At 69.0% G+C, this 25,447-nt stretch carries 22 protein-coding genes; 10 read left to right on the forward strand and 12 right to left on the reverse strand.

Features of this window, described 5'->3' with window-relative positions; translation table 11 throughout:
* The 3 genes from D7Y13_RS15935 to D7Y13_RS15945 all read left to right on the forward strand — a co-directional run.
* Window positions 1-1,150 (forward strand): DUF4139 domain-containing protein (locus tag D7Y13_RS15935; protein ID WP_120630709.1); only part of this gene is annotated, 1,150 nt, incomplete at its 5' end.
* Complete coding sequence (locus tag D7Y13_RS15940) at window positions 1,150-2,709, forward strand: DUF4139 domain-containing protein (protein WP_120584458.1); 1,560 nt, start codon at window positions 1,150-1,152, stop codon at window positions 2,707-2,709. The genes D7Y13_RS15935 and D7Y13_RS15940, both read left to right, overlap by 1 nt.
* 32 nt (window positions 2,710-2,741) lie before the next feature.
* Complete coding sequence (locus D7Y13_RS15945) at window positions 2,742-3,503, forward strand: alpha/beta fold hydrolase (protein ID WP_120584459.1); 762 nt, start codon at window positions 2,742-2,744, stop codon at window positions 3,501-3,503.
* A gap of 89 nt (window positions 3,504-3,592) precedes the next feature.
* Here D7Y13_RS15945 and D7Y13_RS15950 read toward each other — a convergent pair whose 3' ends face one another.
* Window positions 3,593-4,768: an FAD-dependent monooxygenase gene (locus D7Y13_RS15950; RefSeq protein WP_120584460.1), complete on the reverse strand. Its 1,176-nt coding sequence runs from the start codon at window positions 4,766-4,768 to the stop codon at window positions 3,593-3,595.
* 31 nt (window positions 4,769-4,799) lie between these two features.
* On the reverse strand, window positions 4,800-5,648 hold the full coding sequence (locus D7Y13_RS15955) for an MBL fold metallo-hydrolase (protein WP_120584461.1): 849 nt from the start codon (window positions 5,646-5,648) through the stop codon (window positions 4,800-4,802).
* Window positions 5,649-5,686: 38 nt separating this feature from the next.
* Between D7Y13_RS15955 and D7Y13_RS15960 the strand changes: the two genes are divergently transcribed.
* Both D7Y13_RS15960 and D7Y13_RS15965 read left to right on the forward strand, forming a co-directional pair.
* On the forward strand, window positions 5,687-6,484 hold the full coding sequence (locus D7Y13_RS15960; protein ID WP_120534592.1) for a hypothetical protein: 798 nt from the start codon (window positions 5,687-5,689) through the stop codon (window positions 6,482-6,484).
* 17 nt (window positions 6,485-6,501) lie between these two features.
* The gene (locus tag D7Y13_RS15965) at window positions 6,502-7,383 is read left to right on the forward strand and encodes a type VI immunity family protein (RefSeq protein ID WP_158620414.1); all 882 of its coding nucleotides are present in this window, start codon (window positions 6,502-6,504) and stop codon (window positions 7,381-7,383) included.
* Between the two features lie 22 nt (window positions 7,384-7,405).
* Here D7Y13_RS15965 and D7Y13_RS15970 read toward each other — a convergent pair whose 3' ends face one another.
* Together D7Y13_RS15970 and def are read right to left on the reverse strand one after the other, a co-directional pair.
* Entirely contained in the window at window positions 7,406-8,485 is a 1,080-nt protein-coding gene (locus D7Y13_RS15970) for an NADH:flavin oxidoreductase/NADH oxidase (protein ID WP_120534590.1), read from the reverse strand.
* Entirely contained in the window at window positions 8,482-9,108 is a 627-nt protein-coding gene (gene def / locus D7Y13_RS15975) for a peptide deformylase (RefSeq protein ID WP_120534589.1), read from the reverse strand. The genes D7Y13_RS15970 and def overlap by 4 nt, the downstream gene beginning before the upstream one ends.
* Before the next feature lie 161 nt (window positions 9,109-9,269).
* Here def and D7Y13_RS15980 point away from each other — a divergent pair, with 161 nt between their 5' ends.
* Window positions 9,270-9,767 (forward strand): hypothetical protein, encoded by a 498-nt coding sequence (locus tag D7Y13_RS15980; RefSeq protein ID WP_120584463.1) that lies wholly within the window; start codon window positions 9,270-9,272, stop codon window positions 9,765-9,767.
* Between the two features lies 1 nt (window position 9,768).
* On the opposite strand, the gene D7Y13_RS15985 is transcribed toward D7Y13_RS15980, so the two are convergent.
* Together D7Y13_RS15985 and D7Y13_RS15990 are read right to left on the reverse strand one after the other, a co-directional pair.
* Complete coding sequence (locus D7Y13_RS15985) at window positions 9,769-10,929, reverse strand: fatty acid desaturase family protein (RefSeq protein ID WP_120584464.1); 1,161 nt, start codon at window positions 10,927-10,929, stop codon at window positions 9,769-9,771.
* Between the two features lie 80 nt (window positions 10,930-11,009).
* The gene (locus tag D7Y13_RS15990; RefSeq protein WP_233595698.1) at window positions 11,010-11,471 is read right to left on the reverse strand and encodes a MaoC family dehydratase; all 462 of its coding nucleotides are present in this window, start codon (window positions 11,469-11,471) and stop codon (window positions 11,010-11,012) included.
* Window positions 11,472-11,575: 104 nt separating this feature from the next.
* Between D7Y13_RS15990 and D7Y13_RS15995 the strand changes: the two genes are divergently transcribed.
* Both D7Y13_RS15995 and D7Y13_RS16000 read left to right on the forward strand, forming a co-directional pair.
* A complete protein-coding gene (locus tag D7Y13_RS15995; protein ID WP_370450780.1) occupies window positions 11,576-12,310 on the forward strand; it encodes a lysophospholipid acyltransferase family protein in 735 nt (244 codons plus the stop codon).
* A 205-nt stretch (window positions 12,311-12,515) separates the two neighbouring features.
* The gene (locus D7Y13_RS16000) at window positions 12,516-13,793 is read left to right on the forward strand and encodes a BamA/TamA family outer membrane protein (RefSeq protein WP_233595699.1); all 1,278 of its coding nucleotides are present in this window, start codon (window positions 12,516-12,518) and stop codon (window positions 13,791-13,793) included.
* A 15-nt stretch (window positions 13,794-13,808) separates the two neighbouring features.
* Here D7Y13_RS16000 and D7Y13_RS16005 read toward each other — a convergent pair whose 3' ends face one another.
* On the reverse strand, window positions 13,809-14,108 hold the full coding sequence (locus D7Y13_RS16005) for a hypothetical protein (RefSeq protein ID WP_120534584.1): 300 nt from the start codon (window positions 14,106-14,108) through the stop codon (window positions 13,809-13,811).
* A gap of 60 nt (window positions 14,109-14,168) precedes the next feature.
* Between D7Y13_RS16005 and D7Y13_RS16010 the strand changes: the two genes are divergently transcribed.
* Window positions 14,169-14,345: a hypothetical protein gene (locus D7Y13_RS16010; protein ID WP_233595700.1), complete on the forward strand. Its 177-nt coding sequence runs from the start codon at window positions 14,169-14,171 to the stop codon at window positions 14,343-14,345.
* Window positions 14,346-14,441: 96 nt separating this feature from the next.
* Window positions 14,442-18,800 (forward strand): carbohydrate binding domain-containing protein, encoded by a 4,359-nt coding sequence (locus tag D7Y13_RS16015; RefSeq protein ID WP_120584465.1) that lies wholly within the window; start codon window positions 14,442-14,444, stop codon window positions 18,798-18,800.
* A 92-nt stretch (window positions 18,801-18,892) separates the two neighbouring features.
* Here D7Y13_RS16015 and D7Y13_RS16020 read toward each other — a convergent pair whose 3' ends face one another.
* The 5 genes from D7Y13_RS16020 to menA all read right to left on the reverse strand — a co-directional run.
* On the reverse strand, window positions 18,893-19,549 hold the full coding sequence (locus tag D7Y13_RS16020; RefSeq protein ID WP_120584466.1) for a proline and serine-rich protein 1 family protein: 657 nt from the start codon (window positions 19,547-19,549) through the stop codon (window positions 18,893-18,895).
* A gap of 256 nt (window positions 19,550-19,805) precedes the next feature.
* Entirely contained in the window at window positions 19,806-21,062 is a 1,257-nt protein-coding gene (locus tag D7Y13_RS16025) for a c-type cytochrome (RefSeq protein ID WP_120534581.1), read from the reverse strand.
* A gap of 97 nt (window positions 21,063-21,159) precedes the next feature.
* Window positions 21,160-22,338 carry a hypothetical protein gene (locus D7Y13_RS16030; protein WP_120534580.1) on the reverse strand — a complete coding sequence of 393 codons (1,179 nt, stop codon included), beginning with the start codon at window positions 22,336-22,338 and terminating at the stop codon, window positions 21,160-21,162.
* Between the two features lie 15 nt (window positions 22,339-22,353).
* Window positions 22,354-24,288 (reverse strand): hypothetical protein, encoded by a 1,935-nt coding sequence (locus D7Y13_RS16035; protein ID WP_120584467.1) that lies wholly within the window; start codon window positions 24,286-24,288, stop codon window positions 22,354-22,356.
* Window positions 24,289-24,502: 214 nt separating this feature from the next.
* Window positions 24,503-25,447 (reverse strand): 1,4-dihydroxy-2-naphthoate octaprenyltransferase (gene menA, locus D7Y13_RS16040; RefSeq protein WP_208734466.1); only part of this gene is annotated, 945 nt, incomplete at its 5' end.

Here is a 25,447-nt window from a genome sequence, read left to right on the forward strand (position 1 = left end):
GTCCATGCCTCCCCCTCCGCCCAGGCGTCCGGGAGCGCCCATGTTGGGCCGTGCGGCCTCCGCCCCGCGTGGTGGAAGTGTCACCGGAGAGGTCGCCATCCAGAAGGAGTCGAGGAATCTGGCCCCCGCGCCCAAGGGGGGCGGAGGGATGGAGCGCGCCAAGAAGCGCAAGGCGATGGCGGACTTCGACGACGCCCCGATGGCGGACCTGTCGATGCCCGAGGAGGAGGAAGGGGGCGCGGCCGGTGCGGACGGCCTGGAGCCGGCGGACGGGCTGCTCGACTATGAATCGCTGACGCTGGCCCCGCCCGGCTCCCCGGCGCAACGCGGCCGGCTGCGGCCCCGTCCGGCGCACGTCACGCAGGCGATGCTGGCCCTGTCGGCGGTGCGCGTGCAGGTGGACGTGGTGAGTCTGGTGGCCGTCGCCATGGCCACCGCCGACGCCGTGAACGTGCTCACGCCGCCCACCTGGGCCGTGCCGCCGCGTGAATCCGCCCGGCACTTCGATGCGCGCTTCGACGCGGACGCGAGCGCGGACGTGCCGTCCGACGGAGCGTGGCACACGGTGCCCATGTTGACGCTGCCGGTGGAGTTCAAGGCCGAGTACGTGAGCGTGCCCTCCGTGGAGCCGCGCGTCTTCCGCACGGTGCGCCTGGACAATCCGACGCCCCATCCCCTGCTCGCGGGCCCGGTGGACGTGACGCTGGAGGATGAGTTCCTGATGACGTCCCCCCTGCCCACGATGGGCCCGGGAGAGACGCAGCGTCTGGGATTGGGCGTGGAGGAAGCGCTCCAGGTGGCGCGCAACACCCGCTTCGACGAAGCCACGGGCGGCATGTTCGGCAACAGCACGGTGCTCACGCACCACGTGTCGGTGGAGCTGGCCAACCACCTCTCCCGGCCGGTGAGCATCGCCGTCTCCGAACGGGTGGGCGCCGTGCCGGAATCCCAGAAGGACATCAAGGTGGAGGAGACGGAGGTCGTGCCGCCCTGGCACAAGCCCCTGCCCATCCCGGGCGAGGCGGCGGTGGAGGGTGAGCGTGTCTGGCGCGTGAGCATTCCCGCCGGAGAGAAGCGCTCCCTGAAGGCGACGTGGGTCGTGAAGCTGCCCGCCAGCAAGATGCTGCTCGGCGGAAACCGGAGGACGTGATGCGCACTTCCATCTTGTTGCCCCTGGTCAAGGTGACGGTCCTGGAGGACCGGGCCCTCATCGAACGAAGTGGCGAGGTGACGCTGCCGCAAGGCGCCACCCGGCTCCTGGTGGACGGACTTCCGGCGGTGGCGGTGGACCGCTCGCTCCAGGCGAAGCTGACGGGCGGCATGGTGACGCAGGCCAGCCTGCGCCGCTCGATGCGCGCCGTGCTCCCGGAGGCGCTGCGCGAACAACACACGGAGCTGGCGCGCCGGGGGTTCGAACATGAGCAGGCGCTGGAGCAGGCCCAGGCGGAGGTGCGCCGCCTGGAGGTGAAGCGGAACCTGATGCAGGCCGCGCGCGCGGAGGTGCTGCGCGCCATCGCCGAGCGCACCGGCGCGGGAGAAGCCGACCCCGCGCGGTGGAAGGAACAGCTCGACACGCTTCGCAAGGAGCAGACGGCGACGGACGACGCGCTCCGGCAGGCCCGGCGCCACGAGGCCCGCCTCCAGCGCCAGCACCAGCAGGAGACCCGCGACATCCTGTCCCGCACGGAGCGGCCGGAGCCGACGCTGGACGTGCGCGCGGAGCTGGACGTGAGCCACGCGGCGGGAGGCCCGGCGACGCTGACGCTGACGTACCTGGTGCCCTGCGCGGCCTGGCGTCCGGCCTACCGCGCGGCGCTGCGCTCCACGCCGGAGGCAGCGACGGTGACGTTGGAGTGCGAAGCCGTCGTCTGGCAGAACACGGGCGAGGCCTGGAAGGACGTGACGCTGGCCTTCTCCACGGCGCGTCCCACGCTGGGCGCGACGCCGCCCCGGCTCCAGGACGACTGGCTGTCATTGCGCGACAAGACGGTGCGCGAGAAGCAGGTGGTGGACGTGTCCATCCGCGAGGAGGCGCTCCAGACGACGGGCGAGGCCGGCACCACGAAGGCCGCGGATGCGCTGCCCGGAATGGACGACGGCGGCGAACCGGTGACGCTCACGGCGACCCACAAGGCCACGGTGCCGTCGGATGGCGAGGCCCACCGCGTTGCGCTGTTCGCGTTCACGTCCCCGGCCAGCTCGGAGCTGGTGGCCTGTCCGGAGCAGTCGCCCCTGGTGCACCGCGTGGCGCGGTTCGACAACACCGGGCCGGCCGTGCTGCTCGCGGGGCCGGTGGATCTGGTGCGCGAGAAGGGCTACGTGGGCCGCGCGCAGCTGAAGTTCTCCGGCCGGGGCGAGCGGGTGAAGCTGGGCTTCGGCAGCGAGGACTCGCTGCGGGTGTCGCGGCAGGTGGACGCAGGCGAAGAGGTCGCGCGCATCACCGGACGGCGCACGCGCACGCAGCGGGTGAAGCTGTTCGTCTCCAACATGGGGGCGAAGCCGGCGGACCTGGCGGTGGAGGAGCGCATGCCGGTGTCCGAAGTCGAGGCGGTGGAGGTGGCGCTGCTCAAGGACGCCACGAAGCCCGCGCCCACGAAGGTGAGCGAGGAAGGCATCGTGCGCTTCCAACTGAACCTGCCGCCGCGCTCACGCCAGACGGTGGCCTTCGGCTTCACGGTGTCCAGCGCCGCGAAGGTGTCCGGCCTGTAGTCCCTTCGCGACGAAAGAGGAGCCCGGGAGACATGCCGTTCGCGACGAAGTCCGGCCGCCGCATCCACTACGAGGTCGAAGGCCGGGGCCCTCCCCTGCTGCTGTTGCATGGGCTGCTCCAGTTGGGCTCGCACTGGACGCTCAAGGGGTATGTGCCCGCGTTGAAGGACGCGTACACGGTGGTGACGTTCGACTCGCTGGGGCACGGACAGAGCGACACGCCCCACGAGCCCGGAGCCTATGGGCTGCGTCGCCGCGTGGAGGACGTGCTGTCGGTGCTCGACACGCTGTCGATTCCCCAGGCGCATGCGTGGGGCTACTCGATGGGGGGCTGGACGGTGTGTGGGCTCGCGGCCTTCGCGCCGGAGCGGCTCGCGTCGTACGTGGTGGGCGGCTGGGATCCGGTCAACGGCCTGCGTACGGCGTACGCGGCGCTGGCGAAGCAGCTCCCGCCGGAGCCGGTGGTGGACTGGTTCCAGGTGCTGCTGATGAGTGCTCAGCGCGCGCCGGAGCTGGCGGAGGCCATCGAGGCGGGAGACCCGGAGGCGCTGCGGCTGTGCCTCAAGGCCTGCGAGGACACGACGGGTCTGGATGACGCGCTGGTGCGCTCCGGAAGGCCGGGGCTCCTCTACTGCGGTGATCAGGATCCGTACCACGACGCAATGAAGGCGGTGGCGGAGCGGGCGGGCGCGGGCTTCGCGAGCATCGAGCGCGCGGAGCATGGAGGCGCCTGGGCGAAGGCAGCGAAGGTGTTGCCCCGGGTGGTGCCCTTCCTGGCGTCCGTCACGCGATAGGAATCACGGTCGCTCCCGGCTCGTGACCGCATCGACGAAGAGAGCGTTGACTGACGGACAGGGCACGGCCCATCGGGCAGTGCGTCGCATCACAGCGCGGCCTTCGCCATGTCCCTGAGTTGTTGCGTGGCGACGCGCGAGGGAACGCGCCGCATCAGCGCATCGAGCACGAAGCAGGCGGCCCGGTTCTCCCATTGGCCCACGCGACCCATGCGCCACGAGCGCACGACGATCTGGTTGGCGCGCGTCACCCGACGGGCCTCGTAGGCGCGCAGTGCGTCCTCCACCGGGCCCGGCGCCGCCAGGCACTCCGCCAGCACCACGGCGTCCTCGATGGCCTGACAGCCGCCCTGCCCCAGGTTCGGCGTCATCGGGTGCGCGGCGTCGCCCAGGAGCGTCACGCGGCCCCGACTCCAGTGTCGCAACGGAGGACGGTCGTGGATGTCCGTGCGCAGGACGCGGTCCGGAGACGTCGCATCCAGCAGGGCCGCGATGGGCGCATGCCATCCGGCGAAGCGCTCGCGCAGCACGGCGAGCGTCTGTCCGGGAGCATCCTCCGTCCCCGCAGGAGCATTGAGCGTGGCGTACCAGTACACCTCGCCATGGCCGATGGGCACGATGCCGAAGCGCGCGCCGGGCCCCCACGTCTCGGACAGGTGCCCGGTGGACACAAGGTCCGCGGCCGGGCACACGCCCCGCCAGCTCGTGTAGCCGGAGTACCGGGTGGGCTGCTGCCCCCACAAGCCGGTGCGCACGGCGGAGCGCAGGCCATCCGCGCCCACCAGGACGTCGCCGGAGACGGTGGTGCCATCGGACAGGGACGCGGTGACGCGGGCGCCGTCGTCCTGGAAGCCCGTCACCGCGACACCCAGGCGCACGGTGTCCTCCGGGCCCACGTGGGCACGCAGGACGGACTGGAGGCGGGCGCGGTGCACGGCCACCATCGGCGCGTCCAGTTCCCGTTGGAGCGCGCCCACGTCCATGCGGGTGAGGCGCGCGCCCTTCGCATCGAACAGGACGGTCTCGTCCACCCGAGCCCCTTCAGCCACCACCGCGTCGCACAGGCCGATGCGGCGCAGCGCGAGCGAGGCGTTCATCTGGACGGTGATGCCCGCGCCCACCTGCCGCAGCGCGTCCGCGCGTTCAAGGACGGTGGCGCGCAGGCCCGCGCGGTGGAGGGCACACGCGAGCGTGAGTCCTCCGATGCCCGCCCCTGCGATGAGGACATGTCGGGCGGGGGCAGACGCGGCGGAAGGCAGGGACATGGCGGCCTTTCAGGAAGGCCGGCGCTGGAGGTCAACCGAACCAGCGGCCGGAGTCCGGGGCGAAGATTCGCACACGCTCCAGCAGCGAGGCGGGCAGGCGGGCCTGGAGGGTCGTGTGGACCTGAGCGGGGCTGTAAGCCTGACTGAAATGCATCAGGACCAGGGCCTCGTTCTGGAAGCGGTCGGCCATGGAGGCGATCTCCTCCAGGTGGATGTGGGCCCGCTCCTGCGCATCACGCACGGTGCGCTCCGCGTCGATGAACGTGCACTCGAGGATGAGCACGCGGCTGTCGAACAGGGACGGCTGGCGCTCCAGCACGTTGGACAGCGTGTCGGTGCAGTAGGCCAGCTCCAGACGTTCGACTTCATCGAAGAGGGGCTCACCGGCCTGGCGGCGGCGGCCGATTTCGGCGGGAGGCAGCTCGCGGTACTCGGGCTTGAGCTTGGAGACGCGGCGGATGAATTGGTAGCCCAGCGAGGGCACGGGGTGGTGCGTGCGAAAGGCACGCACCCACAGGTCCTGCTGGAGCTTCAGGGTGTCACCGGGACGCATGGGGACGGTGTGGAGGTCTGCCTTCATGCGGTGAAGTCGCCCGAGCGCCGCGATGGCCTCCTGGACGGGGGCTTCGATTTCCGCTGGGAGGTAGACCTGCGGTGGGCCCTTCCCCACCAGCGCACGGATGCCGAGGAGCGAACCCAGCGCGCTGGCATGATCCGCATGACCATGGCTCAGGAAGATGCGGTCGGTGCCGGCGAAGGAGCGGATGGGAACGCCGGCATCCAGCAGCACGCCCAGCTCCGGCACAAGGAGCGACGTGTACACGCCGCCCACGGAGATACCGCGCACGGTATAGGGTCCTGCCTGCACCTCGGTCAGCATGGCGGAAAGCTTATGCGGACTTTGGAAGGAAGGCGCTCGTGCGTTGGACGCCGCTGTGGACGTTGGGGTTGCTGGGCATCGCGGTGCTGCTCCAGGGCTGCGGGCATGGGCAGGGCCGGCTCAAGCTCGACTCCGCGACGAACGCCTGCCGGACCCAACCCGCCTACTGCGCCCAGGCCGCCGGACAGGAGTCCATCCTCCCCCGGGCCATCCGGGCCGTGGGGACCGCGGGAGGTTCGGCGGTCGCGGCGGCGAAGCTCCTGGATGAGGCGCAACTGGAGCAGGTCTCGGAGGCCTTGAAGGAATGCGCGGACAAGGCACGGACGGAGGTCATCCTCGAGCACTTCGGGACCCGCAGCCCTACCCGGGAGGAGTGCTTGGAAGTGGGCACCGACAAGAAGAGAAAGACCCTCACCCGGGCCATGATTCTTGGGGAGGAGATGCATCGCGTCGCCCTGAGCTGCGCCGCTGAGAAGTTGAATGAACTCCGGCCAGGTGAATTCAGCCTCGAACCCACCTATCAGTATGATCTGGAAAGCGAGGAGACAACCTGGCTGTCACCCGACCAAGTTGACGGTATTCGGCGCGACGGGAACTTCTTTGATTTGAAAGGTTCCCTTGTTCCCGATGTGGTGCTTCATGAGGGACATCCAATGAAGATCCAGGCCGCATTCGACTTCAAGTTTCCTTGTATCGACATCTCGGATTGGCCCAAGTGGCGTGACTACCCCCGAGGGCATCCCTACGAAGGAAGCAGCCAGCGCGACATGTACATCAAGGCGTTTCGGACTCGATCCGTCTTTCGTGTCTCTCCCTGGCTGGGAGTGGGGCCCTGACCATGGAAACTCCGAGGATGCAGGTCACGCGAAAAGGCAGAGCATTCACGCAAGAAAGCATCTGCATCTGCTTCTACTTCTCCAAATCTACCGCGGACGTATCAAGCGACATCCTGGGGTCGTTGCGTGTCTTTCTTGAAACCGTCGGGATGCAGGCCCTCACGCGCTATGCCAACGAGGATGGGGAGTGGTGCGACCTGGATGATGCCAGCAGGGAAATCATTCGCGCCAAACTCCTGCGCCCGATCCGCACGCACGTCGCGCTCACAGACGGCAGGCCGCATCCCGACAAGTATGAGTTCAACTATGACGGCAAGGATCTTCACAACCCGATGTTTCGTCGTAACCCGGGAGCAGTCACAGCCGTTCAATTCATTCTTCCCACGTCATGGCTGAAAGCACATGGCCCTCAACGCGTCCGGGATCTGGCACTCGCACTGGCCTCGCGGCTGCCCTTCAACTCAGGGCATGTGGGGCTCTCCGCGACGGGCTTCTTGGATGGAGCGACCATCATGAAGGATCTCGTCCCCCAGTTGCTCCAGCATCCAGGCGTCGACGTCATGGATCTGCTGCTCACCGCCTATGACATCGGCACCCGCCTGCGTGTCCCTCACTGGATGACCTTCATTGGGGATCCATCCCTGAGCGAAATGGGCGGCACGGACTTCCTGCGCGCTCAGCTCCACACCCCTGGCACCACCGTGGAGTCCCTGGACGCATCCCGGGCCGTCGTCACCCTGGGCCCGGCCCCGGAACCCGGAGGCCCCGACCAGCCGTTGCCCGCGTACCGGGAGCTGGCCTGCGTCCTGGAACCCTGGGCCTTCCATGCCACCCGAGGCCCCCCAGCCTTCCCCGCCGCGACCTTCCAACAGTGGGACCGCCGGTTCCTCGACGACTGAACCGGCGTCCCCTCGTCCCTGCTCAGTTCTTCGCGCGCTCGTACTGGTGCGGCCAGCGGATGTCCGCGTGAAGCTCCGTCGCGGCGCGCAGCGGCCAGTACGGATCCCGCAGCAGCTCCCGCGCCAGGATGACGACGTCCGCCTGCCCCGTGGCCAGCACGTGCTCGGCCTGGAACGCGGAGCGGATCATCCCCACCGCGCCCGTCAGGAGGCCCGCCTCCTTGCGCACCCTCTCCGCCAGCGACGTCTGGTAGCCCGGCCCCACCGGAATCTTCACCCCGGGCACCACGCCGCCCGACGAGCAGTCGATGAGGTCCACGCCCTCCTTCGCCACCAGCTTCGCCAGCGCCACCGAGTCCTCCGCCGTCCAGCCCCCCTCCACCCAATCCGTGGCGGAGATGCGCATGAAGAGCGGCTGGCCTTCCGGCCACTTCGCCCGCACCGCGCGCGTCACCTCCAGCGCGAAGCGCGTGCGGTTCTCGAACGAGCCGCCGTACCGGTCCGTCCGCTTGTTCGACAGCGGCGACAGGAACTCGTGCAGCAGGTAGCCGTGCGCCGCGTGCAGCTCCACCACCTGGAACCCCGCCGCCTTCGCCCGCACCGCCGCGTCCCCAAAGGCCTTCACCACCCGCGCGATGCCCGCCTCATCCAGCGCCGCCGGCTTCGGATAGCCGTCCTCGAACGCCTCCGCCGTCGGCCCCACCGGCGTCCAGCCGCCGTGCTCCGGCGTCACCGTCGAACCGTGGCTCCCCGTGTCCCAGGGGCGCAGCGTGGAGGCCTTCCGGCCCGCGTGCGCCAACTGCACGCCCGACGCGGCGCCGTTCTGGTGCATGAAGCGGTTGATGCGCGCCAGCGTCTCCACGTGGGCGTCCTTCCACAGCCCCAGGTCCTGCGGCGAGATGCGGCCCTCCGGCTCCACCGCCGTGGCCTCCGTCAACACCAGCCCCGCGCCACCCACCGCGCGACTGCCCAGGTGCACCACATGCCACTCATTGGCGAAGCCGTCCTCGCTCGAGTACTGGCACATCGGGGACACCACCACGCGGTTGCGCAACGTGATGTCACGCAGCTTCAGGGGGGTGAACAGCTTCGTGTTGCTCATGACTTGTCCTCCGGGGGAAGCGATGTCTGTCGTTCGGGCAATCCCAGCGCCGCACGCACCTGCGCGGTGTTCTTGCCCATCCAATGCCGACGGTGGTTGTCCTGCGTGGTGAGGCTGCGCGTCTCCATCCGGTCCACGTAGAGCGTGCCGTCCAGGTGGTCCACCTCGTGCTGGAGGATGCGCGCGTACCAGCCGCGCGCCGACAGCGTCACCGGCTGCCCCTGCTCGTCCAGCGCCTCCACCCGCACGCCGCGCGCCCGGGGCACCAGCGCCGCGAACCCGCTCACGCTCAGACACCCCTCGTGGAACTCCATCGGCGTGGGGTCCTCCACCACGAGCCTCGGGTTGATCAACACGTGGAACGCCACCGGCGCCCGCTCCCGCGTGGCCAGGTCCGCGGGCGTCGCGCCGACCTGGTACTCGGCGCGGTCCTCGATGACCACCAGCCGCAGGCCCACCCCCACCTGGGGCGCCGCCAGCCCCACGCCGGGCGCGTCCCGCATCGTGTCGCGCATCAACGCGATGAGCTGGCGGGTCTCCTCACTGCCAATCTCCTCGGGGGTCAGCTCGCGGGCGCGCTGTCGCAGCACCGGCTCTCCTGCCTGGACGATCTTGAGCACCATGGTGGCCCCACCGTAGCAACCGCTCCACTGCCGCGCCGCATCACCGTGAGGCGGAAATGGGCCTGGCCGCCTGCCTTCCCCCTGGGAAGGCGTCCCCCCGCCTTCCCAGGCGTCTGGGTCCTCACGGAGGAAGGGCCACTGACGATAGGCTGCGTCGCACCATGGCTCGCCGCAAGAAGGCCGAAGAGACCAGCGCGCGCGTTCGCAACCTGCTCGCCCTGGATGCCGCTGGAATCATGCGCCGCCTGGCCGCACGCCGGGAGGAGATGTTCATCCTCTTCTCGCGCCTGCGCAGCCGGGGGCCGCTGGTGGAGACGGTGGCTTCGCACTACGCCGAAGGCGCCTTCATCCAGCTCATCCACCTGTCCGAGCAGGAGCAGGCCGTGGTGGATCATTTCTACGCCCGCCTGGACGAGCTGCGCTGGTACTTCACCTACACCGAGGACATGCCTGGCACCGCGCACCAGACCTTCATCGCCCTGCACCGGCGGCTGGAGGAGAGCTACCGCCTGTTCGTGGAGACCATTGGCCTGCCCGTGCAGCCGGACGGCGTGCGCGTGGTGAACGCGGAGGCCATCCGCCACGAGGAGACGACGGTGGAGGCCACGCCCGTGGCGCTCGCCCCCCTGCCCCGCCGTCGCCGCGCGCCGCCCGCCTGACTCAGGCCGCGGAGGCCTCCGCCGCCGCCGCGTCCACGCTCGCGTCCGTGGTGGGACGTGCCCCGGCCTTCACCAGCCGCATCATGGAGGCCTTGCCCACGACGACATCCACCATCTTGCGCGCGCGCGTCCAGACGCTCTCCTGCACGTAGGGGATGCCGTACTTCTCGCACAGGGCCTTCACCTGGGGCTGCACCTGGGCGTACTTGAGCATCGGCAGGTCCGGCCAGAGGTGGTGCTCAATCTGGTAGTTCAGCCACAGGTGGGCGTAGTCGTTGAGGTCGCCGCCCGTGCGGTAGTTCGCGCTGCCCAGCACCTGCTGCACCATGCGCTCCGCCTTGTTCGCGGGCGCGCTGTCGAACCGGTACAGGTCCTCGCCGGTGTGATTGGGCCCCACGACGAAGAACGTGTGCAGGTTGGTGACGACGTCCGCCAGCACGGAGTTGCAGAACACGCTGAACGCCGCCCACGGACCCAGCACCAGGAACGCCGCCGGGTACAGGCCGAAGTAGACGGCCGCGTACGGCAGGTAGCACCGCGTGACGAGCTCCCACACCTCCGCCCGCGTCAGCGAGCCCCCTTCACGCCGGCCCTTGCGCCTGAGCGACCCCAGCGTCTCCGGCGCGTAGTAGCTGGCGCGCCAGGTGATGGCCAACAGCGCCAGCTGCACGTAGCGCAGCGGCAGCGGACGGCCCGTGTCCCGGAGCGTCCCTTCCGCGTTGCGCTCCAGCAGGTCCGGATCCGCGTCCTCGCCGGTGTGCGAGTGGTGCAGCACGTTGTGCTCGAAGACCCACGCCTCCGGCAGCATCCAGTCCAGCCAGTCCAGGAGGCGCCGGTGGCCCTTGGCGAACGCCTTGCTCGTACGCGACGCGGGCAGGCCCGGCACCCGGTCGTAGCCCCGGTGCCCCACGTGGTGCATGAGCAGCCAGCGCGTCGAGCGCCCCAGCCCCAGCGCCACCGCGCTCAACGGGTTGGGAGCAATCCATGCCGTGCCCACGCCCAGCCACGTGGCCACCCGCCCCCAGCGCTCCAGCTTGCGCAGGTGCGCCGCGTCCGCTTCCCCCAGGGACGCATCCACCTGGGCGCGGATCTCCTTCAGCTCCCGGTAGAAGCCCTCCACGTCCACGGAGGCGAGGTCGAAGTCGGGGGTGCCGCGGGACATGGAAGGACTCCTCGGGAGCGGGACGGGGCGAGGCCGCACGCTAACCTCCACCCGGAGCGCCGAAAAGCGTTCCTTCCAGCTCACCCGCTCGCCGGGCGACGGGGCAGGACCAGCTTCGCGGTGAGCACCTGCACCACGTCCCCCTTCTGGTTGCGCGTCTCGCTGCGCACGGTGGCGATGCCCCGGGCCGGGTTCGTCCGCGAGGGCGTGATCTCCACCACCTCGCTCTCCACGTGCAGCACGTCCCCGGGGCGCGTGGGCTTGGGCCAGCGGATCTCCCCGCCCGCCCCGACGATGCCTCCTCGGAAGGGCAGCCCTCCCTGGACATTGAGCTTCATGGTGATGGCGGCCGTGTGCCAGCCGCTCGCCGCCAGGCCCTCGAAGAGGGTGTCCCTGGCCGCTTCGTCGTCCAGGTGGAAGCCCTGCGGATCAAACTCCCGGGCGAAGGCGCGAATCTGTTCCGCGTCCAGGGCGTGCGTGCCGCTGGTGAACCGCTGGCCCACCTGGAGGTCATCCAGGAACAGCGCCTTTTGCTCACCCATCTGCGTCGAATCCATGTCCTGTGCCCCTTCATGCCCGTGCAATGGGTGCGATTAATGCTCACCTACGGTGTGTGGATCCACCCATCCATGACAGAGTGGGAATCATCCGAATCCTCCTCTCGATCGCGTTCTGGCTCTTCTTCGCGCTGTCCAGCGCGGTGCTGTTCCTCGGAGCGCTCCTGGTGTGGGCGCTCACACGCCCGTTCGACGCGGATGGGCGCGTGCTCCACCTGTACTCGTGCTTCTGGGCGCAGCTGTATTTCTACGTGAACCCGCTGTGGAACCTGAAGGTGGAGGGGCGCGACCGCCTGCCCTGGAAGGGCGCGGCGGTGCTGGTGGCCAACCACGAGTCGCTGGGGGACATCCTGGTGCTCTTCGGCCTCTACCGGCCCTTCAAGTGGGTCTCCAAGGCGGAGAACTTCAAGCTGCCGCTCATCGGCTGGAACATGCGGCTCAACCGCTATGTGCCGCTCATCCGGGGGGACCGCGCGAGCATCATCCAGATGATGGCCGGGTGTGAGCGCTGGCTTGCGCGCGGCATCCCCATCCTGATGTTCCCCGAAGGCACCCGCTCCAAGGACGGCGAGGTGAAGGCCTTCAAGGACGGCGCCTTCACGCTGTCCATCCAGCAGCGCTGCCCCATCATCCCCGTGGTGCTCACCGGCACCGCGCGGACCATGCCCAAGCACGGGCTCGTCATCCAGCAGGCGGTCCACGCCCGGGTGCGCGTGCTGGAGCCCATCGATCCGGCCGGTTTCGCCGGGGACGTGCACGCCCTGCGCGACCATGTGCGCGACGTCATTGTCAGCGAGAAGGCGCGCATGGAAGCCGAACGTTGAGCATCACGCGCCCGTGACGGCCCCGGCACCTTGAGCCCATTCCGAAGCGGCGACTTAAGGGTATGAGCAGGGCGTGCCTGTCCGCCTGAATCCCTTCCGTTGCCTGTCGGTCCTCGCCGTGGCCCTCCTGGGCCTGGGCGCATCCGGAGCCCGTGCTCAAGAAGACGTCCTACCGTCCACTTCCGGACTCCCGGGGAAGGCGGAGGTGGCGGAAGTCGTGGTGGACAGCCCCGGCAAGACGAAGCACGGGACCATCAGCTCCTACGCGCAAGTGGGCGTGGGCGACATGGTGGACGACGAGGAGCTGAAGAAGGTGGAGCGGCGCCTGTTGTCCACCGGCCTGTTCCAGGAAGTGCATGTGCGCACGGAGCCCCGGCAGGACGGGCGCGTGCGACTGCTGCTGGAGGTGAAGGACAAGGCCTCGTGGGTGGTGGCCCCCACGGTGGCGCTGTCGTCCGCCAACACCGGCGGTGGCCTGCTCTACGCGGAGAACAACCTGGCCGGGCGCGCGAAGAAGTTCGCCGCCGCCGCGCAGGTCAGCACCGGTGAGAGCGGCCTGTTCGTGGGCTACCTGGATCCGCTCGTCTTCGGCCTGCCGCAGCTCAAGTTCAGCCTGGAGGGCCAGCTGCGAAGCGACCGCGTGGACGAGTACCTTCCGGGGGCCAGCCAGGACGCCCCCGAAATCGTCCGGCGCACGCGGCTCAACTCGGCGTCGCTCGCGGGAGAGCTGGGCTTCATCCTCTTCGAGCGCGTGCGCGCGGCGGCCAAGTACCGCCTGGCCAGCATCGACGCGCAGTCCCCGGATCCGGAGAAGCCGGTGACGACGCAGGCGTTCTCCACGGGCCCGTCGCTGCGGGACACGTCGCTGCGCTTCATGGTGGGCCTGGATTCGCGCCAGACGCTGCACGCGGTGACGGAGGGCCTCAACCTGGAGGGTTCCTACGAGGTGTCCGTCCCGGGTGTGTGGAGCGAGTTCCGCTACCGCAAGTTCGGCGTCCTCTACCGCCAGGGCCTGCGCTTCTTCACGGAGAACAACCTCATCCTGCGCGGCGAGCTGTCCGTGGGAAAGGACCTGCCCTTCCACCAGGAGCTGGTGATGGGCGGCAACACCCTGCGCGGCTTCCAGTACCGCCAGTTCCGCGGCGACACCCGGCTCACCTTCACCGCCGAGTACCACTTCCCGCTCTTCTCCATCAAATCGCTGGCGTTCCGGGGCGTGGGCTTCTCCGACACGGGCGTCATCGCCTTTCGCGACCTGCCCGCCGACGGCACCCTCACCGACTCCACCGGGCGCGTCATCCGGGGCTACCTGCCGGAGTCGAAGTCCGGCCTCGACCACGCCACCGTGGCCCAGGGCGTGGGCGCGGGCCTGCGCCTGTACCTGAGCAACGTCGTGCTGCCCCTGCTCGGAGTGGACGTGGCCTACGGCGTCAACTCCGGGCAGGTGCGCGTCTACCTGGTCGCGGGCGTCACGCCTTCTTGAGAGAAGGCGCCTGGCCTAGAACTCCTGCGCGCACAGGAACTTGTAGGAGCGCTCGTAGCCCTCCACGCCCCAGTTGATCAGCATGGTCGCGCTCGAACAGCCCCACTCGCGGACGCCCACCCGCGTCGTCATGGTGGAGTCGCTGAAATGGTCGACGTGGGTCCCGTAGAAGGGCCCGTTGATGGGACCCGCCTGGGTCTTGTCGTTCACGACGGGCTCGGCGGGGGCCTGGACCTCGCCCTCCTCCATCCCACCGCCACACCCCGCCACATGAATGGCAAGCACCGCCAGGGAAGACATGAACAGACGCTTCATCGGGCACCTCTCCTGTTATTCGTGGAAGGCCATACTACCCAGGAAACGTCTGGCAATGCCATGGGTGGCGACGGCTCCAACGGGGCCAATGCCCTGACCCTCTCCGGCATCGTGCGCAGCGACATCCGCTCCAGCATCGCGGGCCTCTCCGGCACCGCGGCGGGCGTGCCGCTCACCCTCAACCGGCAGCGTGGCGGAAGCCATGTCGCCGCCCTCACCGTCGGCATCCCCGCATAATCCATTTCCTTCCACCTGTTTTGAGACACTCGGGAACCGCATTAGAACAAGTCCGGGATTCACGGCATTCGTGTCATTCCCAGACAAGGCTCCCTCATGCGTGGATTGAAGGCCGTCGCGTTGCTCGCGGCGGTGACGTCCTTGGTGTCCCCCGGGTTGTCGCGTGCGCAGTCGATCGCGGCGGCGCACGTGTATCACAACCACATGCCCAACTTCTGGCCGTACTACGACGTCTCGCAATACGCGACGACGCCCGTGGGCGGTCCCATCCGCTACGCCTACGACGCACAGGTCATCCAGATCAAGCAGTCGCCCCCGGCGAACTACACGTACTTCCTGCCGTCGGGCGCGCCCATGCCGCACGACGATCTGGTGACGTACTACTCGCACAACGCGAAGACGGGCGCGTACCTGTACTGGCCGCCGGACGTCGCGCAGGACATGCGCACCAACGCGTCCACCGGCCAGGTGCACGTGACGATGTCCGGCGCCGTGGTGAACAACGTCCATGATCTGTCCACGCGCAGGAACGTGGCCGGCTACGACAACGCGTCGTGGGGCTCGCCGTGGAAGGCGAAGTACGACGCCCTGCGCACGCCCTCCGGCAAGCGGACGTTGGACCTCATCCACTTCACCGGCCACCACAGCATGGGGCCGCTGGTGGGCAACGACTACTTCCTCAAGGACTTGGTCTACCAGAGCGCCACGCTCGCGCAGCCCTACTTCCTGGGCGGCAGCTTCCAGGCGTCCCCGGGCTTCTTTCCCACGGAGCTGGGGTTCTCCGAGCGTCTGGTGCCGACCCTCGCGAAGCTGGGCGTCCAGTGGTCCGTCATCGGTGACAACCACTTCTCCCGCACGCTGAAGGACTACCCGTTCCTCAACGACCCGGGCGCGGACACGCTGGTGTCCCCTCCCAACCGCGCGGACCTGCAGAACACCAGCGGCGTGGGCAGCTGGGTGAGCGCGCAGATGGCGCACGAGCAGCAGACCATCCGCAACAAGTACCCCTTCGCCTCCACGCCGCACTGGGTGCGCTACGTGGACCCCGCCACCGGCGCCGAGTCCAAGGTGGTGGGCATCCCGGTGAACCAGAACGGCTCCTGGCTGGAGGGCTGGGAGGGCTCCGCGACGGTGGACGTCGTGAACCTCCAGAGCTTCCAGGGGCTGGTGCCGCAGCGGCAGTTCTTCGTGATTGCCCATGACGGCGACAACAGCGGCGGCCGGGCCGGTTCCTCGGACACCTGGTACAACGGCCGCAGCGCCACCTGCGCCGGGGGCGTGCAGTGTCTGGGCATCAGCGAATACCTGGCGGCCCACACCCCGGTCGCCAGCGACGTGGTGCACGTGCAGGACGGCTCCTGGGTGGACACGCGTGATTCGTCGTCGGATCCGCAGTGGCACCACTGGCGTCTGCCCATGGGCATCTGGAAGGGCCAGTTCCCCGCGTTCAACGCGGCCACCGGCCTGAACCTGGCGCCCAAGACGAACCTGAGCGGCCTGCAGGAAGGGATGACGGTCTCCTTCGAGCACGGCTGGCACTACCTGGAGCGCAACTTCGCCCAGCTCCAGGCGGCCCTCAACTACGCGAAGACGGCCGAGCAGATCTGGCTGGACGCGCACCCCAACCACTGGCAGCCCACCACCGCCCTCGACAGCCAGGTGACGCACGCGGGCAACCAGCTCAACCCGTGGATGTATTCGTTCCCGGTGAAGGGCGACGCGGCCAATGACTGGGCCGGCGGCGCCAATCCCGCGGAGCTGTCCTGGTACTTCCTGCTGCCCGCGATGGACTCCGGCTTCGGCTACTACGACGAGAACGTGGACGACATCGTCAAGCCGACGCTGTCCTTCAACCAGTCGCTCTACTTCTCCAAGCCCTACGTGCAGGACCGGCTCACGCAGGACCGCACCGGCCCGTCCGTGTGGTGGCCCCAGCGCTGGCCGTACAACCCGGGCAGCGCCAACACGGACAAGTCCGAGGGCTGGACGCTGCACCACTTCAACAACGTGTTCGGCCTCTACACGTACGCCCATGACGTGAGCGGCATCGCCAGCATCAAGGCGCGCGTGCGCGTGCACACGGCGAAGTCCATCGACCCCACGGACAACACGCACAAGGTCTACGACCCGGCGGCGCTGAAGACGGCGGGCGTCCCCAACATCGACACCGCGCGCGTGGGCGCCTGGGTGGACCATCCGCTCAAGCGCCGCGACCTGCGCCCGTCCATGAACGGCGTGTCCTGGCAGCCCGCGCACCTGGCGGTGATGGCGAAGGTGCCGGCGCAGGAGACGGGCGACCTCTACTACGTCACGGTGGGCAGCTACCGCGACCAGCTGCTCGACTACTACATCGAGGCCACCGACACGCGCGGCAACGTCACCCGCAGCGAGATCCAATCCGTCTACGTGGGCGCGGGCCGCTACACGCTCACCGGCGGCAAGTACGTGGAGGACCTCAACGGCACGGTGGCCGGTACGGCGCCCTTCCTGGTGGTGGACACCGCCGCGCCCTCCACGCCCGCGGGGCTCGTGGCGGCCACGACCACGGACCGCTCGGTGCGGCTCACGTGGACGGCCTCCACGGACGACGTGGGCGTCGCGGACTACCTCGTGTTCCGGGGCGCCACGCAGGTCGGCACCAGCGCCACGCCGTCCTTCACGGACTCGGGCCTGACGCCGAGCACCGCCTACAGCTACACGGTGAAGGCGCGGGATGCCGCGGGCAACACGTCGGCGGCGAGCAGCGCGCTCTCCGTCACCACCAAGGCACCGGACACCACCGCGCCGTCGGTGCCCACGGGGCTCGCGGCCGGGACGGTGACAAGCTCGTCGGTGGCGCTGTCCTGGACGGCGTCCACGGATGGCTACGGCGTCGCGGGCTACCTCGTGTTGCGCGGGGGCGTGCAGGTCGCGTCCGTCACCGGGACCAGCTACACGGACACGGGCCTGTCCTCCTCCACGACGTACAGCTACACCGTGAAGGCCCAGGACGCGGCGGGCAACACGTCCGCGACGAGCACCGCGCTCGCGGTGACGACGGGCACCGGCTACACCACCACCGTCTATTACAAGAAGGGCTTCGCCACGCCGTACATCCACTTCCGCCCGGCGGGTGGAACGTGGACGGTGGCGCCCGGCGTGGCCATGCCGGACGCGGAGGTGGCGGGCTATGCGAAGTACACCGTCAACCTGGGCGCGGTGGACAAACTGGAGGCCGTCTTCAACAACGGCAGCGGCACGTGGGACAACAACAACGGCCTGAACTACCTGTTCCCCGCGGGCACCTCCACGTTCAACGCCGGCACCATCACCCCAGGCGGACCGGTGGTGGACACCACGGCGCCCTCCACGCCCACGGGCCTCACCGCGCCGTCGAAGACGGACACGTCCGTGTCGCTGTCCTGGACGGCCTCCACGGACAACGTGGGCGTCACGGGCTACCTCGTGTTCCGCAATGGCACCCAGGTGGGCACGCCCACGGGCACGGCGTTCACGGACACCGGGCTGTCCAGCAACGTCGCCTACAGCTACACCGTGAAGGCGAAGGACGCGGCGGGCAACACGTCCGCGGCGAGCACCGCGCACTCCGTCACCACCAGCACGGGCAGCACCGCGACCGTCTATTACAAGAAGGGCTTCACCACGCCGTACATGCACTCCCGCCCTGCGGGCGGCACGTGGACGACGGCGCCCGGCACGGCCATGCCCAACGCGGAGGTGGCCGGCTACGCGAAGCTCACCGTCAGCCTGGGCAGCGCCACGCAGTTGGAGGCCGTCTTCAACAACGGCAGCGGCACGTGGGACAACAACGGCGGGCTCAACTACTTCCTGCCCGAGGGCACCTCCACGTTCACCGCGGGCGTCATCACCGCGGGCGCCCCCTCCACCGACACCACCGCCCCGAGCGTCCCCACGGGCCTCGCGTCCCCGTCCAAGACGGCCACGACGGTGAGCCTGACGTGGACGGCCTCCACGGACTCAAGCGGCATCGCGGGCTACGACGTGTACCGCAATGGCACGCTGGTGGGTTCGCCCGCCTCCACGGCGTACACCGACACGGGCCTCACCCTGGGCACCGCCTACAGCTACACGGTGCGCGCCCGGGACAATGCCGGCAACGCGTCCGCGCAAGGCAGCGCCCTGAGCGTCACCACCGCGACGTCCGGGGCCGCCGTCACCTTCCGCTCGACGGTGAGCACCGTGCAGGGACAGAACGTCTACGTGGTGGGCAGCCTCGCCGCGCTGGGAAGCTGGAGTCCGGCGGCGGCCATCCTGCTCTCACCGGCCAACTACCCGACGTGGGACGCGACGGTGGGCCTGCCCGGCTCCACAGCCTTTGAATACAAGTACATCAAGAAGGACGCAGGCGGGAACGTCACCTGGGAGAGCGGCGCCAACCGCGCCTCCACCACGCCCGCCAGCGGCACCGTGACGCTCAACGACACGTGGCACTAGCCCCGTAGCGCGTCACCCAAGCAAAGAGCCCCCGCGTGCCTTCACGAGGCGCGGGGGCTCTTCACTTCAGGCGTGCGGCTTCGTCGCGCCGACTACTCCGTGATGAGGTCGGTGTACTCGCTGCCGCTGATGGAGTTCCTCCACTTGGAGGAGAAGCCCAGCGCGTGCTGCGGATCCACCACGTGCGGCGCGGCCTCCCTCGCCACGTCCAGGCGGGTGATCTCATTGGGGAACAGGTCCAACACCATGCCGAACTGCGCCGCCGTCAGGTAGACGCGCTTGAGCATCTTGCCCGCCTTCTCCTCGCGGACGATCTCGTTCGGCTCGCTCTTGAGCGACTGGTAGAAGCCGCGCCAGGTGCTGGCGTCCATCGGGAACTGTCCGTCCCGCCGTGTGTTGCAGCCTTCGTCCGTCCCCGTGCCACAGTCGCGGGAGCCGTGCGAAGGCGCGCGCTCACGCTCACGGACGGGAGCCACGTACTCCGTGTTCGTCTCCGTCCGGGTCTCCGTGCGCGTCTCGGTCGTCGTCATGCCTCCCGTCACACGCACGTCCATCATCGCCCCGCCGCCACGCACCTTCACGGTGGCGCCGTCCTGGCCGTCCTGCCCCGACGCCTTCACCTGGATGCGCGCGGCGGGCATGTCCTGATCATCAACATCCACCTGCATGTTGATCTCCGCCCCCTGGGCGAAGCAGACGGAGGAGACGAACAGGGACGAGGCCAGCACGGCGCGGACAATCGGGTTCATGGAAGTTCCTTGAGATGGGAGCGGGCTCGCCCGACCGTCGGGCGTCATCGCCGCTGCCACCTCTCCACGGCCCCTCCGTTCATTTATTCACCGGAAGTGTACGGAACTGTTTCTTGAGGTCCGGGCCCCGGCCCAAAAGAAGACCGCCCCGACTCCGGTCCTCCAGGCCAGCAGCGGCGTGGGGCGCGAAATCGGGGCGGCGGGAGCGACACCGCTTCCCGTCAGGAGAAGCGGCCCGACGAAAGCAGGACGACGCTCAGGGGGTGGTGCCTTCGCTCACCGTGCCACCCGTGCGGCCCAGCACGTACTTCGCCAGCGCGAGCGCGTTGTTCTCGTCCACGAGGCTCGCGTAGGTGGGCATCTGCGTCCCGGGCTTGAAGGCCTCCGGGTTGCGGATCCACTTGGCCACTTCCTCCACGGGCTTGCCCTTCGCGCCCTGGAGCTTGGCCTCGTAGGCCTTGCCGGGGGCGTGGCACGTCGCGCAGCCCAGGGAGCTGAACATCTTCTCCGGGTCGTTGTTGGCGGGCTCCACCTTGGGACGGCCGCCCGCAGGAGGCGGGATCACCTTGTCGTTGGGCTTCATGGAACGGATGAAGGTGTAGAGGGCCGTCAGCTCCACGTCGTCCGCGTAGCGGTACTTGGGCATCGGCGGGCGCAGGATGTGGCCGTCCGGCGTCACACCGGACTTCATGGCGACCAGGAAGTCATCCAGGGTCCACTTGCCGATGCCGGCCGTCTCGCTGGGCGAGATGTTGGGCGACAGCAGCTTGCCCTCGCCGCCCATCGGCGTCAGGTCGAACTCGAAGCCACCGCTCAGCACCGTGTCGGGGTTCTTCATCTTCGCCTCGCTGCCGTCGAAGCCCGGCGAGTGGCAGAAGACGCAGTCGTAGACGCTGGCCGCCAGATAGCGGCCGTACTCCACGGAGTCCGCCGCCTTCGCGGGCACCGGCACCTCCGCGGTGCGCGACTTGTCGTTGATGCCCATGGCGAACGAGAACACCATCCGGCCCGGGGGCGTCAGCTCCGAGCGCGGCGGCTGCGCCTTCTCCGGCGCGAAGTCCGGGTGGCCGGAGCGCATGAAGCCGATGACCGCCGCCAGGTCCTTGTCGCCCATGTTGGGGAATGGCGGCATGGGGCGGAACTTATGGTTGCGGTCGATGGAGTTGATCACCATGCGGGCGATCTCCTGATCCGTCCAGGCGCCCACGCCCTTCTCCGGATCCGACGTGATGTTCGCCGAGTAGAAGGTGCCCAGGTCTGGCGGGAAGTCGTGCATGCGCACGCCCACGGGCTTCGTGTTGCCTCCACCCGCGTGACACTCGGCACAGACGGCGCGGAAGACCTGCTCGCCGCGCGCGATGCCTTCCGGTGACGAGTCGCGCGTGATGTTGGGTAGCGCGACGTCCTCGTAGGTCTTATTCACCTTGTGGGTGGCCACGCCCATCGCGGAGCCGGCACCAATCAGGACGAGGACGACTAGGACTCCTACGGCCAGCAGGATCTTCTTCATCATGGGGAACGTTGCTCCGTACGGCGTGGATTCAGCACTCCGCCCTCTCCGGTGAAGGAGAGGGCGAAGCGGGAGGCGTTGGGGGTGGAACGGACGGCGACTACTGCCCGGGGACGCAGGTGCTGGGCGGGGGAATGTTCGGCTGATCCAGGGGCACCGCGTCCGCGAGTTGGAGACCCGCGAAGGTGACGACACCCGGCGTCGGAGGAAGCACGATCGGATCCGTCTTCCAGGGCCGGTTCTCCACGGTGCTCGTGGTCGGATCCTTCACCGTGTAGACCACGGGCACCGGAGGCCCCATCAGGGGCGGGTGGACGATGGCGACGATGCCCACGCTGCTCACGGTGGCCGCCGGAGCGCCCGGAGGGGTCGGGGCGATGAAGAAGCCGCGCGTGGACTGGAAGGGCGCCAGGGGAGGCGGCAGCGCGCCCGGAGGCGCCCACTCCACCTGAAACACCCGGCCTGCGGACGCAGTCACGGTCGTGTTGTCCGCCGGCACGCGGAAGACGGGGAAGCCCGGCCGGTACAGCCAGAAGACCGTCACGCCGGCGTAGCGCGCCGGGTTGAGCAGGTCCTGCACCGTCACGGCCGTGCCCTCGGTGCTCAGGTACTTCGCCACGGCCTCCAGGATGCCCTTGTCGCTGACCTGGATGGCTTCCAGGCCCACGCACGCGCTGTGGCCCGTGACGACCGGACGCGCGGCCGCGGTGGGCACGTAGTTGCCCACGGGCACCGGGGGCAGCGGGAACGGCGTGGGCGCGTCGTTGGCCAGCGCGCCCTCCCCCAGCGACAGCATGAGGTAGATGGGCGGCACGTAGGTGGCGGGGTCCGCCGGAGGCACCTTGGGCCAGGGCCGCGTGGGCACCTTTTCGATGGTCCACAGGCCGGCCGCGCTGGCCATGACCGGCGGCGGCGGCGCGGGCGGCGCGGGCGGCTGCTTCGTGAAGTCCGGCACCGTGTCCAGCACCGTCACCAGCGAGTTGCGCACCGTCGAGCGCTGGAACAGCGGGCTGAACTCCGCGTACAGCGGCGGCAGCGGGCACTGCTTGCGGCCGTTGACCACCGGCCCGTACAGCTCCGAGCAGGTCGCCAGGTTGATGAAGTACGCCTCCGGGTCGACCGTGAAGCCGGTCAGCCGGGTGGTGAGGCCCGCCGGCTCGCGGTTCACGTAGACGGGACGCGGGACGAAGGTCGACGACGCGGGCGTGCCGGACTCCTGGCAGCCGACGCCCAACAGGCTCACACCGAGGAGCGTTCCAACGAAGAGGGACTTGTGCATGGCTCGTCGCATCCCCTACTTCGCGGGGAGGATGTGGCTGGAGGGAAGCTGCTCGCCGCCGTGGCACGTCTGCGCGCAGTTGCCGAACTTGTTCACGGCGCCGCGCTGCTTGAAGGCGGTCTGGAAGAATTCATCGCCGTGCTGAGACAGGTGGCACGAACCGCACAGGGACAGGCTGGGGCGCTCGGTGCTCTTGCGCGTCAGGTGGCAGACGGTGCAGTCGGCCCGGTCCGCCGGGTAGCGCGGCGAGTTCATGTGGATGCGGTGCACCATCTCCTGGGTGCGGCCCACCGTGTCGGTGTCGTAGTGGTGGCACACCTTGCAGCTCTCGATGTGGTCCACCGACAGGCCGTGGCGCAGGTTGTCCAGCGAGTTCACGCCGCGGTGGCAGATCTGGCAGTTGCCCACGTTGCCCGGGTACGTCGTCGCCTCGTCCTGACCCACCTGGAAGAAGAACGGCGACAGCTTGGCGACGCGCTCCCCCATGGCGGCGCGGTTGAACTTCACCAGCGCCACGTAGGTGCCCGGCTTCGCGTCCGCGGGCAGGGAGAAGGTCTGGCGCGTGGGCCACTTGAAGTCCGCGAGGCCCGGCGTCAGGCCCGTCAACGTCGCGTCATCGATGAAGGCGAACGGGAAGGGACGGGCCAGGAACTGCGGCTTGTCGCTCGGGTCGCCCAGCACCTTGAAGTCCTGGATGGGGCCGGCGATGGCCACGTTCGGGATGGAGTCGTTCTCCGTGACGGTGGCGATGACGCTGGGCACGAAGGTGATCAGTCCGTTGGACTGGTTGTTGATCATCTCCCGCGCGCTGGGCAGCAGCTCCGGCGTGTGCAGGTGGTTGCCCGCGTTGTCGCGCAGGTCGACGTAGACGCTCACGTCCTCGCCGGGCTTGTAGAAGCTGCCCTCGGTGGGGGGCGAGAACGTCAGCCGCGAATCCAGGCCCGGGCTGCACTGCACGGGCTGGCCGGCGTCGTCGGTGCAGGTGGAGGGACGGTCCTCCGGGAGCACGTAGGTGACGGGGAAGAAGAACGGCTTGTCGGGCAGCTGGCTCCAGGTCGCCCGGAGCGCGCCGGGACCCGACAGGCGCGGCACGCGCAGCACCTTGAAGGGGTTGGTGCTGCCCACCATGTCCACGCGCGCGATGGTGCGGAACGTGGGGGGCTGCGCCAGACCGCCCGCGAGGCCCGTCACGGTGCCGGGGTCCTTGTCACCGGGGAAGCGCGGCGGCTTCAGGTTCTCCGAGCGCCACGAGAAGCGCGAGTGGCCCGCGTAGGGCGAGGACGCGAGCAGCTCCGAGCGCAGGTAGGTCTGGCTGGCGCGGGGCGTGCCCGCCTCGTCCAGCACCTCCACGGTGATGGTGTCGTCCGTCACCTTCTGCCAGTTCGCGTTGCCGAAGAGCACCTCGCGCGTCCAGCACTCCTCCACGACGCCGGCGAGGCTGTAGAAGCTCCACTCGTCCTGGCCCTGGCTGACGTTGCTCCAGTCCAGGCCGGCGAACGCCGTCTGGGTCTTGATCCACGACAGGGCGGCGCTCAGGTCCGTGGGGTTGGTGTGCTGGTTGACCACCGTCTCCGAAACGGAGAACTGGTTCAGGAAGTACTGGGTGTCCGCCAGGATCTGCATCGTGCCCGTGGGCGGCGACAGCATCAGCGGATCCTGCCCGAGCGGCGTGATGCAGACGTCCGGGTACGGAATGACCGTGCCGTCCGGCCGCACATTGGGCGTCCCGTTCTTCGCGGCCATCTGGCCGTTGGGAAGAAAGGCGCAGCCGTTGATGTACTGGAGGCTCAGCCGGACCGCGCCGGAGTTGAGTCCTTGATAGGGGTCGAATCGTTTGGCGCCGCGGCCGGTGGTGGAGCCCTCGTCGTCAGTGACCTTGAGGAGGTTGCACGACAGCAGGGGCACCAGGAGGGCGCACCACGCGCTCTTGAGCAGGATTGAGCGGATCATGGAAGACGAGGCCGGGATCAAACAGGGGGGAGAAGGAACCAGGTGTTCTCTCGCGCGGGCCCACACGTCCCAGCTCCCCCAACGCCCCTCGCACTTCGCGGCGCGAAGTCGTGAAGCGCAGGGAAAGGTCGGGAGGAGAACACCTCATCGGACCGAACTGACCACATTATGAGAGTCCGCGCAATTCGCGGACCACCGGTCGTGCCGGGTAGGACTACAGGAGGAAGCCGGCCGACAGCAGCAGCGAGAACACCAGCCCGAGTCCCGCCGTCTTGCCCAGGTGCGGATTGAGCGCGCTGCCGTCCTCCTTCCAGATGGCGCGGATCTCCTTCGCCGCCAGGGGCAGTCCCCCCAGGGTGAGCAGCCAACCTGAGCGGTGCTCGGGGAGCAGCAGCCAGGCCAGGACGGGGATGAGGAACGCGCCGGCCACCGCCACCGTGTACTCCCACTGCCCGAAGCGGCGGCCGAACCTCACGACGAGGGTGTTCTTGCCCACGACCTTGTCCGTGTCGCGATCCCGCAGGTTGTTCACCGCCAGGATGCCCGCGGCGATGAGGCCCATGGACAGCCCCGCCAGCATCACCTCCTGGGTGACGTGGTGGGAGAGCACGACGTAGCTGCCGCACACCCCCGACAGGCCGAAGATGAGCAGCACCAGCATGTCCCCCAGGCCCAGGTAGCCCAGCGGCACGGGGCCCGCCGAATAAAAGACCGCGCCCGCCAGGCAGAAGGCCCCGCCCGCGAACACCGGCCAGCTTCCCTCCTGGGTCAGGAACAGCAGGGACAGGAAGGAGCCGGTGAACGCCAGGGCCGCGGCGCTCGCGACCTGGCGCGCGCTCAGCCAGCCCTTCTGCGTCACCCGCGCGGGGCCCAGCCGCTCCGCCGTGTCGGCGCCCCGTTCGAAGTCCGAGTAGTCGTTCACCAGGTTGCTGACGATCTGCATCAGCACGAAGCCGATCAGGAACGCGAAGGCCGGCACCGGCCGCCAGACTCCCTCCGACCAGGCGAAGGCCCACCCCAGCAGCGTGGGCGCGACCGAAGCGGTGAGGGTCTTGGGGCGGAGGGCCAACCACCAGACGCGGGCCAGGGACGGCGTCGCCTCCAGAAGCGCTGGCGACGACGGCTGCGAAAGCAGTGGGTTCATAGAGGGGGCACAGAG

This window comes from Corallococcus praedator (assembly GCF_003612125.1).
Taxonomy (GTDB): Bacteria; Myxococcota; Myxococcia; order Myxococcales; family Myxococcaceae; genus Corallococcus; species Corallococcus praedator.